Genomic DNA, 15,262 nt, shown 5'->3' with positions numbered 1-15,262 from the left:
CGTCCTTCCCCACTGAGGGAAGATTTTATGCTCCGTGTCCGAGGCACCACTTACCACTTTCGCCGTATAGTTCCCCCTGCCCTGCGAGCAGCCTTAAACCGGCGGGAAATCTGGGTTTCCTTGAAAACCGGCTACCAGAACGAAGCCCGCAAACGCGCTTCAATCCTTCATGCCAGAACCACAGAACTGTTCTCTCAGGCCCATCTGGCCCTCTCTGAACCAGATGCCTTAAGCAGGCTTGAAGGACTGCGGGTTTCACTGCGGGATTTGCAGAGCGTGAACCTGCCTTCATCTGCTCGTGAAGGGGGATTTAAGACGGTGTCAGCACCGATGCCAAAACCCCGAATAGTGGAGAAACCAGCCAAAACACCCAAAACCCAACCTTTAATGCTCTCCGGTGCCCTGAAACGCTTTGTCTTGGACAGTCCCCATGCCAGCGCTGACACCAAGAAAGCGACCCAGCGGGCCGTAGAGTTGTTCCTGCAAGCTTTCGGAGATGCGCCTGTGTCCATCATAGGGGGCGAGAAGGCTGCGCGTATAACCAGCCAGCCAGCCAGCCGACTGACGGCCACGTTCGCGTGCACTTTGATCGCCGTCGGAAAAATACTGGACGTCGGCTCTTAGCGGGAGCTGACGTTAGAGGGTGATCAGCAGACAGCGTGTTTTGGTCGGAAGCCGTCATGAACTTGAACGCTGCGAATGGCAGCTTCCGGTCAGGTCTTCTCAATAACCGACATTCCGTTCTCCCCCGTGATCTGCCTGCCTGCTCAGTGATAAAGGAGCAGACAGGCAGCAGTCGCCCTCTTTGCGGACATTCGGTTCGGAAAATTCAGCTTCTGACAGCTGCCACTGTGTGCGAAAAAAAATTACCCGTCTGCTGATCGGGTTAATTCCTCCCAATCCTCAATTTCTCTTTCCATGCGAGAGAGACGGTCACGAACCAGGCGCAGAGCATCGCTCCCCAAAAGGAGTTGAGGTGGAGGCATGTCCGACGCAACGAGCTGAAGCACTGTCGCAGCAAGCTTTGCCGGGTTGCCCAATTGTTTGCCGTCCTTCTCGTGGCGAGCAGCCCGGATCGGATCGAACAGATCGTCGTAGTCCTTGATCGATCGCTCGGTCCTAACCATCGAGCGACCGGCCCAGTCTGTTCGGAAGGATCCAGGGCATAGCGCGGTGACGTGAACCCCAAAAGGCGCCATCTCTGCACGCATGACGTCCGAAATGCCCTGCAAAGCAAATTTGCTGCCACAGTAATACGAGATACCCGGCATGGTGATCAGACCACCCATTGATGTCACGTTCACAATAAACCCGCTGCGGCGTTCGCGAAAACGCGGCAGGAAGGCTTTGGCAATCGCAACGGCTCCGAAGACATTGACGTCGAACTGGCGGCGCATTTCTTCGAGAGGAGATTCCTCCAGAACCCCTTCATGCCCATAACCGGCATTGTTGATGAGTACGTCAACCGGACCATGGTCTTGCTCTGCCTGTGCGACGATGGCGGCGATACGGTCGAAGTCAGTGACGTCACACAGGACCGCGCGAACATCCGGCAGTCGCTCCAGTAAGGACGCTCTTGCTGTTTGCGATCGGACTGTACCAATTACCCGATGACCTGCCTCAAGGGCAGCCTGGGCAATCGCCAACCCAAATCCCGAATTGGCACCCGTGATAAAGAAGGTTTTCTGTGGCATGGCTCTGCTCGACTCGATTTCGTTCATGCCTTGACCAATAATAGCGTATTATCCAGAACTATACTGCGATTTCTCTAACATCCTTGCATGATCCTATGAATTATCAATCAGATACCTCTTCGCTCCTCGCATTGGCTGCGGAACTCGCACCGCGATCTGGCTATAACGCAACGTCTCTGCCGAATGTCCGTATCCTGCGTTCCGAGGCTGTCCTCAAAGATGTGCCGGTTCTTTATCGCCCTGGTGCGGTTTTCGTCCTGCAGGGGGGCAAGCAGGGTTTCCTCAATGGCGAGATCTACCGATATGATGCCGAGCATTATCTTGCCGTTTCAGTCCCTGTGCCTTTCCGGATGGCTTCGCAGGCTAGCCCTGCTCATCCTCTGCTGGCCATTTACTTCGATTTCGACCTGCATCTTGCTGCTGAAATAGCGACCGCACTGAAGAGACAAGCAGGTCATGACGAAAGAATGCAGGCGCGAAGTCTGATTTCAAGTCGAATGGCACCTGCCATGACGGATGTACTTCAACGCCTGCTTCATGCTCTCCGTCATCCCCAGGAACTCGCTATTCTCGGCCCGGGGCTATTGCGTGAATTGCATTATCGCATCCTGGTCGGGCCTCAGGGCGGATCGCTGATGGCAGCCTTGCGTCGCAATGGCACGTCAGACAGGATCGTGCAGAGCCTGACGCTGATCCGCGAACGCTACAAGGAAGGGTTATCGGTTCCGGAACTTGCTGCAACAGCCGGTATGAGCGTTCCGTCATATCACGTCGGCTTTAAGCGCCTCACCGGGAATACCCCGATTCAATATCTCAAGGCGCTGCGGCTGCATGAAGCCCGGCTAATGATCGCACGACGTCAAGGAACTCTTGCCGTTATTGCCGCCGAAGTTGGTTATGCCAGTGCGGCCCAGTTCAGCCGGGATTTCAAACGCCATTTTCATCGCACCCCAACCGAGGAGGCTCACTGGATGCGAGAACATCTAGGTGAGCCACCACAGGCTTGACGCGCAAATCCCGCGCCCGGCAATGACCGATTGCTTAGTAGACAGTCAGGATACGCCTCATCCTAGACATTCCGTCCGTAAGCGACGTTCCCGTAAGCCGACATCGATGGGTAGATTTCTGCGCGGCAACATTGCGGGAACTGAACGCACGACAGGGCAGATGGAGAGACCCGAAATGCCACCTACGGACGCTAAACGTCTCGTCATTATGATGCAATCATCATCCTATAACGCTACCCGTCTAACATGACCCTCTGACGCCAATTCGTGCGTGATTATGAGCGTCGCATCGATGTGTCACAGTGAATAGCCCCAGAATTTACATCTAGGGGCAGCTGCTTTGGTGGGGCACTTTAGTCCTCGAATGCTGTAATTGGACTTGCACAACACTGCGCTATGGGGCCGGCAATCGCCTCAAAGTAATCAACTCGATTAATTTTTCAGCACGTCGCTCCAGATTCTGGAAACCCTCCGCTCCAGACTTCCGCTCACTGCGCTTTCCGATGAGATCTTCGACGGTCTCATCGATGGCAAGCAACTCAGAGTCATAAAAGTCTTTGGAAAATGATTCGAACTGCTCCCAGAAGGCAGTCTGAACTGATAGAGCAGAGTCCCGATAGGCAGAGCGCACGCCGTCGCGTGCGTCGCGGAGTTGTAGGTGGTATCGTTCCTGCTGACGGTCCTCAGCGATCTGCGCGACGACTGCCAGGACACCGCCGACTGCGGAAACGAGCCGACCGGCATTTCCGATTGTTCGGGCTACCTTGACGGCTCCCCAAGGCTGGAACTTCACGCCAAAGAACTTCCCAACGTTGTAGACAACCTTATGCGCGTCACTCCCGCGAGCCGCCGTGGCACTGAATGCAGAAGCTCCCTCAGCAGCAGGCCCCGTGGCCCATCGAGCTGCCCAATTTCCGATGTCCTTAGCAACGCTCCCGACCTTCTTAGCCTTGGCGGGCCAATCGGCAAGACCTTCTTCCTTTGAACGCGCGTGCCATGCCAGCGATGCGAAGTCGCCGAGCCCGACGTCGCTAGGTGTTCCGCTTTCAACCTGTCCAGTCAGTTCACGCGCGAGTACGCCATCACGAAGGGCCTCCAACTGACGGCGAAGCTCGCTAAATTCGGTCTCGATGCATAAGCGGGCCTCGTCAGAAAGCGCCTTACTGCGAGCGCTGGCATTGGCTTGGGCACGGGTATGGAGTGCTTCGACATCCTTCTCGGTTTTGCCTGGCTCGATCGACTCCGCGACCTCGTCGCCGTAACTCCCGATGTCGACGACAGCTCTTGCGATGACACCACTCATCGTTGTGCGCAAGCGACCTCGCGACGCTAGGAAGATGCTTCGCTTGCGGTGGAGGAGTTCGAGCGCGGCGCGCTCTTGGGGAAAATCCGTTGACAGCAGCGCCGACGCTTGTTCTGCAATGCCACGCATCGTGAAGAGCGGTGCCGACAAGCGACCTGTCAAACCACGCTCCGCTATAAATCCGTTGAGCGCATCCGTAAGCGCTCCGACGTTGGCAAGTTCGAGGAGGTCCACGCGATCCTCTTCGTCAGCGATTTGTGCCTCAATCCACGACCGGGCGTCGACGAAGACACCGTGGAAATCCTCAAGAACGAGCGGTGCCGTGACCTTCTCGATGTCGCCTTGCTTCGTCTCAGGTGAGCCTGGATCTTGGCCCATTTTGTTTACGACAAGGAGCATCCGGCGCGCGTGCTGACGCGCGAATGCGAGCTCTCGGAAGTGCCGCCCGATCGTGTCGTCAAACAGCTCGTTCGTAACGACGAACACGATGAGATCGGCGCGATCGATGATCGCATAGGTCTTCTCGTCGTGGTCGGGGTGTCCCGCATGTACACCCGGCGTGTCAAGGAGCCGGACACCCTTCCAGTCGTAAACTGTGACTGCGTCGGTGCAGACGTCAGAATCGATCACGATGTCCTCGCGGCCAGTGAGGACGCGAAGGATCGTTGACTTTCCCGCATTATACTGGCCGACGAAGGCTATGGTAAGAGGGGGCGCGTCGCTCGACATCCCAGTGATCCGAACCTCATCCACCTCGCGTTCGAGAGCTTTGACCTTTGGATCCTCGGAGCACGCGGTGGCCGCGCGCAGATCACTCTGAAGTTGCTGGGTTGCTGAGAGGATTTCGCCAAATTCGAAGGAAGCTCTGTCAGCCATGTGCGCGGTCCTCTCCAATCACTTTAATGCGTACACCCACGAGGCGGCTGGCAAGGGAAACATTGCTGCCGCGCTTTCCGATAGCGCGTCCCACTTCTTGCTGTGGGACCCGAACTAGGGCCGATTGAGCCGAGATTGATACGTTCGTGGGCGAGACGCTGGCAGGACGCAGGGCGGCAGCTACCTTTTGAGCGACAGGAACGTCTGGAATCTCGTCGACCCACTCGCCGATCGCGAGGCCCACCCGCTTGCAGAACGCCGCGTTTTCGGTGTTCTCTCTCCAAAGGAACTTGACGCGAATGCCGGGGTCACGAACTACACGGGCGATTAGAGCTTCTTCCACAGGCGTTTGAACGAACTGGCCCGTGCGGATAAGAAGGCGGCGGTTGAGCCCTTCGACAATGGTATCCACCTGACGGGCCCCATCATTCAGGGATCGAGAGACCTCACTCATGCCAGTATAGAGCTGCCGTGTGTCCTTGCGAATCGCGCGAACTAATCGGCTCGTCACGCTGTCATAGAACCATTTCTTCAAGCCGTTCGCGACTTCGCGCTCAAGGTTGTCGATACTTTTACGGAGGTCGGAGGTCACCTTTGCCTTCTGGCCTTGAAGCTTTTTCTCGCGGTCGCTGAAAAGCCATGACAGCCCTAGAGCGATCACGCTAACGCCACCGGCAATCCACCCGACTGGATTCCAAAAGTTCGCGGCACCGAAGTACCCAGCTACAGCGGCAACGCCGGCCATAGCACCCCCTGCTGCAGAGAGCCAACGCAGAGATCGCTTCACATCCCACGGGTCAAACTGTGATGGGCTGGCGGCGTCGAACTCTCCTATCAATTTCGACTCTACTGACATCTCTCGTGAAAACTCAACGAGGCGAGCGCGAAGCTCATCAAGGATGGCGGTCTGCTGACGTTTGAGCCAGCCCTGGATGTCGAGCGCTCCCACCTTCTGGTTCCAGCGGTCACCTACATCCTCTCGTTCGATGTTCTCGTCGATGAACGCAGACACCGATGCGCGGAGCGGCTGTACGAGCTGGCTCGCTTCCGTCTCCGCGCGGGCGTTTGTTGCCCGGATGAAGCCACTAAGCCAGACATCAAGCTCTCCGAACTTGTCTTCGAGGTAATGAGCCGCTCGCCTCACAGTTTTTGCCTGCTTACCAAGCTCCTCTTGGAGATCAAGCAACGAAATTTGGGTACCATCGACGATGGTCTGCACTCGACGGACAAGGCCGCGTTGGGAAACCTCCACCTCAAGTGCGTGGAGGAGATCTCCGAGGCGGGAGCGCTCCGCAAGGAGTTCGGCATTTTCTCCATACTCGGGGCGAGTGGAGAAGTATGCCGCCTGCGCGTGGATCGGGAATATCCGAACATCGCGCATGCCAAGGTAGTCACGGGCGAGCCAGCGGATGCGGTCGAAGTGTCCACGAAGCTCGTTCTCGTCGAAGACGCTTTGTGGATCTTTCAGAAACCGACGCATGTTCACAGGCTTCTCGAGATCGCGCTTTACATTCAACACGAAAATGAGCGGCTTGTTCTGCTGGCGCAACTCCCGCATACCTTTGAACGACTCCTCCTGAACCCCGTCGGAGCTGGCGAGGAACAATACAACGTCGGTCTCGTCGATCACCGATAATGCCTGCGCGCGATCCTCGTCACCCTCGTACGCCCCAATGCCGGGGGTATCGATGATGCGGAGGGAGTTCCAGACGTACTCGCGCACGTCGCGGGTTGTACGCTGAGCGCCCTTACCAATGGTGGCACCGTCGCCGCGAGTGAGCGCCTCACGGATTGTGCTTTTGCCTGCCATCGTTCGGCCAAAGAGCGTGACCGTGAAGCGACTGAGGACATTCTGCTTGGCGTTAAGAGCTGCGTTTGTCGCACGGAGGGAGTCCGCTAGCGTCGTCTCAAGCTTTGCGTCGAGTTCTTGAAGTCGTGCTCGGGCGTCTTCCACGGCAGCTCCGTCGGTCGGGACTCGACGCGCGACGGCTGCCACCGCTGCCTTTAGTTTCTGCCCAATCTGCTCAGCGTCGTGGAGGGCACGGGCGGCGACCTCAAACTCCTCTCGGGCGACATGCGCGCACTGCCTGAGTGCTCGATGGTACGCGTCGCGGTGCCTAAGGTCTCGAATAAGGTCAGTCATCAATCCAGAAACTAAAATTACATTCGCTTCCGAGCCTGATTGTAACAGCGTCTCACGTCAATGCAGGTAATCGCAAGTGGTTGCGCGGTATGATACTCCCGCTTTGAACCTACCATACTTAAGGAACTGAAATTAAACGATTTTACAGAAGAAGGCCTCAGTTTACGCATAGCAAAACCCCGCCAAGTCGATGACTTGGCGGGGTTTCAGAAACTGTAAGTGGTTGCGGGGGCAGGATTGCTTCTCAGCTTGCGACAACCGCAAGTTGAGAGCAAAGCGGGATTAATAGGCTGTTTTAATGAACTTTTTTCGGCACACGCATGACCTCTTACTGAAATAAATGCCCCCTACCCTCATAAAGCGTAAAGCTTATGCATCCAGAGCTATGTCCGCTTCCGCCTCATCCCAGTCATTCATGCGGTTGTGATGGTTGCCCGAAAGCCGACATTGTTAGGCAAACTGCGATCGGCCAAATTTTGGAAAAAGTGGCGCTGCCCCAAACGTGATCTCATTGTATAAAGTGAGATGCGAGAAACTGCTATCTGTGGACCAATGGGTTAAGTGGAGATTCTAAGCGTGACTGGCGACAGCTTTCCAGACGAACCACATGTCAGACGAATTGCAGCAGCCTTATGGTCCAGGGAGCCAACCGGAACTGCAGCATTGCTGGTCGGTGCCGGATTTAGCCGTAACGCGATCCCGAAGCGTCCGTCTTCTGGAGTTATGCCCGGCTGGAACGACATATACGCCACGATGGTAGAGCAGCTTTATCCGGGAAGCTCGACAAGCGATATCACGGGAAGGAAGGGACCACGAGAATGGTTGCTGCAACAGGCAGGAGCGACCAGCGCTTATCTGCGGGTCGCTGAGGAGTTCGAGGCACAGTTTGGGCGAGACGCGCTGGACAAGCTCATCCTGCAATATGTCCCGGATCAGCAGTTTAAGCCGGGTAACCTCCACCGCATGCTGGTCGAGCTACCGTGGGCTGATATCATGACGACCAACTGGGACACACTCATCGAACGCGCTGCGGAAAGTGCCGAAGAACGCGTCTACGATGTCGTGCGGACCGTCGAGGAGATTCCGGCAGCAAGGTCACCTCGCGTTGTCAAACTTCACGGTAGCTTCCCGTCAAACATGCCCTTCGTGTTCACCGAGGAGGATTTCCGCACCTATCCGGCCCGTGCCGGGGCGTTCGTCAACCTCGCCCAACAGGTCGCGATGGAGAACACACTTGTGCTCCTTGGCTTCTCCGGTGACGATCCTAACTTCCTTTTTTGGTCGGGATGGGTACGTGATCGCCTCGGTGCCAAGGCTCCCCTCATCTATCTTGTAGGTGTGCTCGATCTCACTGCGCCTAAACGCAAGATGCTGGAGGCGCGCGGAATTCAACCGGTCGACCTACTGCATCTCCCAATGCTGGCGAGTTGGCCAGAGAACCAGCGGATGAGCAACGCGCACCAATGGTTCTTAGAGCGATTACGCTCAGCCGAACCCTATCCGCAACAGCGCTGGCCGAGGCCAGCGGCAGGATTCGTGCCACCTCTAGCCTATGTCACGGCGGTGACTGATCCTTGCGCGCCGTTGCATGACCCTGAACTACACGGGAAGACACCCTCGGTTGACACGTTTCGATTGCTGGTCGCCCAGTGGCGACAGAATCGATCAGTCTATCCAGGCTGGATTGTCCCGCCGATCATGACCAGCAAATTGATGTGGGGGCGGATTTGCCATCATCTGCATCATGTCGTCTGTGGGCTTAGAGAACTACTAGAAGAAGAACGTCTTATCGCGTTATTCGAACTCAACTGGCAGCTTGAGGCTGCGCTCATCCCACTTTCGCTGGTGGGCGGTAAAGAGGTCGTTGCCTTATTGGAAGCACTACATCTGCGTTATTCGACGCTTCCTCCACAGTCGGCTTCCTATTTCCGTGCATTGGTGCTTGCTGTCATCAGGCACGCTCGCGAGGAGAACGATCGGGAGTCGTTCACGCGTTGGAGCGATTGGCTAGAGACCCGACTGGATGACGAGCCTGGTCTCCGCGACCGACTGCATTACGAGCGCTGCCTTGAGCGTCGGGCTGAGCTTGATGTCGACGGTCTCGAAGCGCTCCTCGAAAGCTGGTCAATCGTTGGTGACAGTTTCTGGTCGCTACGCAAGGCTGCGTTGCTGTCTGATCTTGGTCGTGACGCCGCTGCGTCTGAGCTTTCCGCGCAAGTGCTGATCACAATCCGCGAGCAAACGTTGCGAGGGCGCAAAGATATCGCGGCATGGTCGCGCGAGAGTTTTACAATGTTGTTTCGAGCATCGGTTCTTCATGCCGATTTTGGGAACTGGCTCGAAAACCGACCGATAAGCGACCGGTTCGACCTTCGTCAGGAACTATTACAAGCCCGTGGTTGTCCCGGGCGCGAGGACTTCTTCCTACTGGTTCAGCAACTTTCGCAAGAGCCACCATCTCTTCGACGACGGTTAGAAAAAAAGCAAGATTTTGATCTTGGGGCGGTGTCAAGCACGCTAAATATCGTCATGAGCGATCCGCGTATAGATCGGCTTTTAGCCTATCAAGCACTGCGTTTTCAGGAAGAAAGCGGACTACCAATTCGTACTGGAAATACGAATTTGGCAGGACAGATACTGACAGGGGCATCCAACTGGCTAATGGATATCGCCCCAAGCCGGGCGATGGACGCTTTGATGCAGGTTCTGCCCGGAGATGCCAATAAGACGACCAAGACACTGCTTACGCGTAGTGTCGTGGCTAGGATCGGCCTCATGGAGGCTCAACGCTTGCTTGATCGCACACAGCGCTTGATGGTGGCCGCCAAGAAACGAGTCGAAAAAGGAGGAGACAACGCAGGGTTTTGGATTGACCGCCTGAAAGCCGCTTGTGAGATCGCTTCACGCATCGTGCTTCGCGTGCCAGCAGGCGCACCGCAGTTAGTTGCGGTTGCCCTAGATTTTCATCGGAATTCCCGATTGTCGCGACGCATCGATTTAGGTGACATGCTCCCCCGCGTTGTCGTGCGAAGCTTGGAAGCCGCAAGCCCCGACGAGCGTGACATGATGCTGCTGTCGCTGTTTAAAGAGCCAATTCCGGTTCAGCACGACGAAGTACCTTCCCCGTTTGACAGGCCCGATCTCACGGAACGTGTGTCAAAAAATTTGACAATCAAAAGGCCTGGGCCTGAATGGGATGTGGTAGTTGAACAAATGATTGCCGCGCTTGCGGACGCCAACACTCGAATCACAGCATCCAAACGGCTTGACTGGCTTTGGAGCACCAAGCTCGTAGGCAAAGCCCATTATGACGCGCTGGCTAAAGCTTTGTGGTTGCCGGAGCATCTGGAGCGAGGACTGCCCGGAAGGACTGTATTTTGGCCAATTGCATTCTTGACCTTTCCGTCACCTCATCCCGACGAATTTGTTATCGACCTAATTAATAGCATGTTTGACGACGAGCCTACGGGGGAAGCTGACAAGTCGGATGAGAGCTCAACAGCCATGGTGCAAGAGCCACGAGATAAGCCTGATCCGAAGAGCCTGCAAAAGGAGATCGAGAGGATTGTTCGTCCTCTGAAGGATCCTCCTCCAAAAGCCGGGTTGCCAGATTTACTTGGCGAGCTAACCGCTTGGTTGCAACAGTCAAAGGTTGAGTTTGATGCAGACCGCTTGAACAAGGAAATCGAACGCCTTCGGATCTTTGTTGTTAACCACCCTGCGAGGCATGGATCGCTAAGCCCATTTGGCGATCCGTCGGCCAGCGTCGAGGTAGAGACGTCCCGCCTCGTAGCGGCACTGTCGATGCGAGTAATTGATGTTCCGGAAGCGATGGATTCGCTGAGAACACTGATATCAACGCCGTGCTACCCTCTGCGATTAGAGCCGGCGCTCCCTACGCTTGTTCATCTCGGGCTTATGACACCCGAAGACGCCGTAGAAAAAATCAAACGACTATTCCAGACACCGGAAGATGGCACCGCGTTGCTCGTCGCGTTGTTTGATCAGTACATTGGAGGGGCGAGTGGCGGAGCATTAGTCGATGACGTATTCTGGCATCAGGTAATTTATACAGTCGCGATGCGCCGTGCGCCCACGCTTATCGCAACCTTGCGTTTTCTTGCATGGATGATGTGCAATTATCCGACGCGCGTGCCAACTACCGAAGATGAACTTCTTAGTGCAGGTCTAGATTCAATCCTTTTTGAGACTGAATTAGACATGAATAATGGCGACCTTGGTTACGATCCATTCTTGGCAAGGTACTTTGCTGCTTGGCTGGTAACAGCGATGGAAAAAGCGAAACGCGGCGATCCCGCTACTCACGCAGTATGGGCGAGCGCAATCGCGGCGGACCCTCTTCCCGACACTCGCCGTGCTCGTGATTTGGTTTTGGCTAGCGAGTAGATATGACGAGGATGAACCGCTCAACACTGAGCAGCAACTGCACCGGGCTTGGTGGAGAGTGTCCGTTTTCAAATATCTAAGTCGGGAAGCAGACAGGCTGTTCACCCCCCATAACTGTCATTCCAAAGGCCGCGGAGGATCGACACAAGCAAGCATGCCATCAGACAAAGGCGTCTGAAGCCGCAGAGCCTCGCTGACAGTCGCATTCATCCATACATCCAGATCATCTGGCTGCGTCAGAATCACCGGCATGGCTTTCGGATGGATGGCTCCAACTTCCCGGTTCGCCTCGGTGGTCAGAAATCCAAACAGGTCATCCGTTGTCTCTCCATCAGCCAGTTTCCGCACGGATGTCCATTGGCACCAGATACCTGCAAAGAAAGCCACCTGCTCTCCATCGCTGCGGGCAAACCACGCCTGTCGTGATTTGCCATCCAGCCGGCGCTCGGGTTCCGAGAAGGCGGTCAGCGGCACCAGACAGCGGTGCTCCACCCCTTCCCAGCGCTTCCACCATGTCGAAGTCGGATTGCGGATATTGGTCACACCCCGATCCACTTTATGGCCTTTCAGGTAACCGGGCGGTGTCGGCATGCCCCAGCGGGCCATGACCAGTTCACGACCGTTCGTGCCATTCCGCACGATTGGCGCCATCGTGTTCGGGTAAATCTCGGACAATGGCTGGAGATTCCCCGTGCGATCCTCGAGGACTTTTGCAACGTCCTTGATCGCCTGTGGGTTGGAAGTCATGGAATAGAGATTGCACATCGGTCCCGCTCCCTTACGACCACATGCCGCGCAGACGGGCGGCCATGTCGATCCGCACGGACTGCACCGCCTCCTGCCGGGCCTGGTCTTCCGGTTTCACGACAGGCCATGACACGGCTTCGAACAAAGACAGCATATCCCGATCAATGAAGCGTGTACGTGAAGCATAGACATGCCGGTCTCCCCGGCTGTGCTGGCCATGCACATAGAAACGCTGCGGCACCATGATATCGAGACTGTCCTTCGCCCGCGTCATAGCCACATAGAGCAGGCGACGTTCCTCCTCGATGTCGTCCTGCTCGCCCGTCGCCAGATCAGACGGAATGCACCCATCGACCGCGTTCATGACGAACACGTTCTTCCACTCCTGCCCCTTGGCGGAATGAATGGTCGAGAGGATCAGATAGTCTTCATCCAGCAGCGGCACGCCAGCCTGATCGGACGTGGCATCTGGCGGGTCCAGCGTCAGTTCGGTCAGGAACTTCTCGCGTGACGGATAGCCCCCGGCGATCTGCTCAAGCTGCACCAGATCGGCCAACCGGGTGGAGGCGTCCTCATGCAGCCGCTCCAGATGCGGCTCATACCAGTACCGCACGGCCGCGATCTCGCCCGGCCAGCCGACCTGATGGCTGCCGAGAGCGGTCAGCAGGTTTACGAAACCCGCCCAGACCTCGCCACTGCGTTGCAGGGTTTTCACATCCTTCAACGCCTCGAACGGATGGGCACTCTCACCCATCGTATCCAGCACGCGTCGGGCCGAGGTTGGACCCACGCCCGGCAGAAGCTGCAACACCCGAAAGCCCGCAATGCGGTCGCGTGGGTTCTGGGCAAAGCGCAATAGCGCCAAAACATCTTTCACATGCGCGCTGTCGAGAAACTTGAGGCCACCGAACTTCACGAACGGGATATTGCGCCGGGTCAGTTCCACCTCCAGCGTGCCGCTATGGTGCGAAGCCCGGAACAGCACAGCCTGCTGCTTCATTGGTGTTCCTGCCTCCCGCTCTTCCAACACCCGATCAGCGATGTAATTGGCCTGAGCGGTGTCGTCCCAGATGGTGACCAGTCGTGGCTTTTCCTCCGAAGCCCGTTCGGTCCACAGATCCTTGGTGAACCGCTCGGCCGCCTCGCCGATCACCGTATTGGCGGCATCCAGAATGGGTTTCGTGGAACGATAGTTCCGGTCCAGCGTCACTACATGGGCCGGGGGATCGAAGGACGCCGGAAAATCAAGAATGTTGCGCACGGTCGCCGCCCGGAAGGCATAGATGCTCTGCGCGTCATCACCCACCACCGTCAGGCCTCGCCCGTCCGGCTTCATGCCCAACAGGATATCCGCCTGCAGCCGGTTGGTGTCCTGATACTCGTCGACCAGCACATGATCCCACTTGCTACCGATATCGGCCGCCAGAACCGGGTCGCTGACCATCTGCGCCCAGCACAGCAGCAGGTCGTCATAATCCAGCACGCCCTGCTCCTGTTTCGCCGTGACATAACCTGCAAAAAGCTGCCTGAGCTGGGCTTCCCAGCCCGCGCACCACGGATAGTGCTTCAGCAATACATCGGCGAGCGGTGCGCCGGAATTCACCACACGGGAATAGATGGCAAGGCACGTGCCCTTCCCGGGAAACCGCTTCTCGGTTTTCGAAAACCCCAGGTCATGGCGGATCAGATTCATCAGGTCAGCGGAATCTTCGCGGTCATGGATCGAAAAGGCCGGGTCCATACCGATCTGCTGGGCATACTCCCGCAGTAGCCGCGCACCAATGGAATGAAACGTCCCGGCCCAGGCCAGCGCGTCGGCCAGTGGACCGGTCTTGTCGCCCAGCACGGTTTTGCAGATGCGTTCCACCCGGCGCGTCATCTCCACACTGGCGCGGCGCGAGAAGGTCAGCAGCAGGATGCGACGCGGATCGGCGCCTGAGGCGATCAGATGCGCGACCCGATGCGCGAGTGTGTTGGTCTTGCCCGATCCGGCGCCAGCGATGACCAGCAGCGGAGATGAGCCCGCCCTGCCTGCCGAGACTCCGGTCCCATGCGTGACGGCCTGTCGCTGAGCGTCATTCAGGCGGGACAGATAATCATCGCTGCCCGAAGCGGGAGAAGGTTCTGGATTCAATTCCTTAGCGCACTTTCATCAACGATACTGATCCAACATCGGACACCAGCATGCCGGATACGGAGCGAATTTGCATTGACTTGCGTAGCATGATTAGAACAAATCAGGAACATATAATCATGAAATACGCCTGCACAAGGACCGTCGAGCCGTGACATGACTGCTGAAACCCATAAAAAACCCGGTCTGGAGACGCTGCGGGCCGCGATCAGCCGTCTCGAAGGGCACAGCGAACGACGCCGCACGGTGCTGCCTTTTGGCGTGCGCGAAATCGACGCCCGTCTGCCCGGTGGCGGTCTGGCGCTGGGGGCATTGCATGAGGTGGCAGGCGGAGGCAACGACGCCCTGCACAGTGCGGCGGCCGGTCAGTTCTGCGCCGGGATTGCGGCCCGCACACGTGGCAAGGTGCTCTGGATCGTCACCCGTCAGGATGTGTTCGCCCCCTCCCTAAAACAGGTCGGGCTGTCGGCACGACGAACCATTTTTGTCGAGGCCAGTTCGGACGTCGATGTGCTGGCCTGCTTCGAGGAAGGGCTGCGGCATGGCGGCCTTGGGGCCGTGGTCGCCGAGGTGGCGCGTCTGTCCATGACGGCCTCACGTCGCCTGCAACTGGCGGCTGAAACGTCTGGTTCGCTTGGCATCGCGATACGCCGGTGGCGACGACAGACGGATGCGGCGGATTTCGGCCAGCCGACTGCCAGTGTGACCCGATGGCGGGTCTCAGTCCTGCCATCCGTGCCTTTACCGGTGCCCGGCGTTGGAAGACCGCGCTGGTTGCTGGAACTCATCCGTGCCCGGGCGGGCGAATGTGCCGATTTTGAAGTGGAGGCCTGTAATGCCAAAGGAAGGCTCTCTCCCTGTATCCCGGTCGCGGATCGTCTCGCTTTACCTGCCACTCTGGCCGACCGACCGGATCAGGAAACGACTTGGACCAGACGCGCCCGCGCCTGA

At 57.1% G+C, this 15,262-nt stretch carries 9 protein-coding genes; 4 read left to right on the top strand and 5 right to left on the bottom strand.

Going from position 1 to position 15,262, the window contains the following annotated elements:
• Window positions 1-27: 27 nt before the first annotated feature.
• Entirely contained in the window at window positions 28-624 is a 597-nt protein-coding gene (locus HK23_RS13490) for a DUF6538 domain-containing protein (protein ID WP_373270333.1), read from the top strand.
• Between the two features lie 242 nt (window positions 625-866).
• On the opposite strand, the gene HK23_RS13485 is transcribed toward HK23_RS13490, so the two are convergent.
• On the bottom strand, window positions 867-1,721 hold the full coding sequence (locus HK23_RS13485; protein ID WP_256940215.1) for an oxidoreductase: 855 nt from the start codon (window positions 1,719-1,721) through the stop codon (window positions 867-869).
• Window positions 1,722-1,789: 68 nt separating this feature from the next.
• On the opposite strand from HK23_RS13485, the gene HK23_RS13480 reads away from it, so the two are divergent.
• Window positions 1,790-2,701, top strand: a complete 912-nt coding sequence (locus tag HK23_RS13480; protein WP_086654361.1) for an AraC family transcriptional regulator — start codon at window positions 1,790-1,792, stop codon at window positions 2,699-2,701.
• Window positions 2,702-3,095: 394 nt separating this feature from the next.
• Here the strand turns inward: HK23_RS13480 and HK23_RS13475 are convergent, their stop codons facing one another.
• Both HK23_RS13475 and HK23_RS13470 read right to left on the bottom strand, forming a co-directional pair.
• Window positions 3,096-4,880: a GTPase gene (locus tag HK23_RS13475; RefSeq protein ID WP_086654360.1), complete on the bottom strand. Its 1,785-nt coding sequence runs from the start codon at window positions 4,878-4,880 to the stop codon at window positions 3,096-3,098.
• The gene (locus HK23_RS13470) at window positions 4,873-6,834 is read right to left on the bottom strand and encodes a GTPase (protein ID WP_179193916.1); all 1,962 of its coding nucleotides are present in this window, start codon (window positions 6,832-6,834) and stop codon (window positions 4,873-4,875) included. The genes HK23_RS13475 and HK23_RS13470 overlap by 8 nt, the downstream gene beginning before the upstream one ends.
• A gap of 765 nt (window positions 6,835-7,599) precedes the next feature.
• Here HK23_RS13470 and HK23_RS13465 point away from each other — a divergent pair.
• On the top strand, window positions 7,600-11,430 hold the full coding sequence (locus HK23_RS13465) for an SIR2 family NAD-dependent protein deacylase (RefSeq protein ID WP_218777717.1): 3,831 nt from the start codon (window positions 7,600-7,602) through the stop codon (window positions 11,428-11,430).
• A gap of 117 nt (window positions 11,431-11,547) precedes the next feature.
• Here HK23_RS13465 and HK23_RS13460 read toward each other — a convergent pair whose 3' ends face one another.
• Complete coding sequence (locus HK23_RS13460) at window positions 11,548-12,195, bottom strand: SOS response-associated peptidase (RefSeq protein ID WP_086654357.1); 648 nt, start codon at window positions 12,193-12,195, stop codon at window positions 11,548-11,550.
• A gap of 13 nt (window positions 12,196-12,208) precedes the next feature.
• Window positions 12,209-14,311, bottom strand: a complete 2,103-nt coding sequence (locus HK23_RS13455; protein ID WP_086654356.1) for an ATP-dependent helicase — start codon at window positions 14,309-14,311, stop codon at window positions 12,209-12,211.
• A gap of 156 nt (window positions 14,312-14,467) precedes the next feature.
• Between HK23_RS13455 and HK23_RS13450 the strand changes: the two genes are divergently transcribed.
• A complete protein-coding gene (locus HK23_RS13450) occupies window positions 14,468-15,262 on the top strand; it encodes an ImuA family protein (RefSeq protein WP_086654355.1) in 795 nt (264 codons plus the stop codon).

Source organism: Acetobacter malorum, assembly GCF_002153605.1.
Lineage (GTDB): Bacteria > Pseudomonadota > Alphaproteobacteria > Acetobacterales > Acetobacteraceae > Acetobacter > Acetobacter malorum_A.
This window is presented reverse-complemented; position numbering and strand designations above follow the sequence as displayed.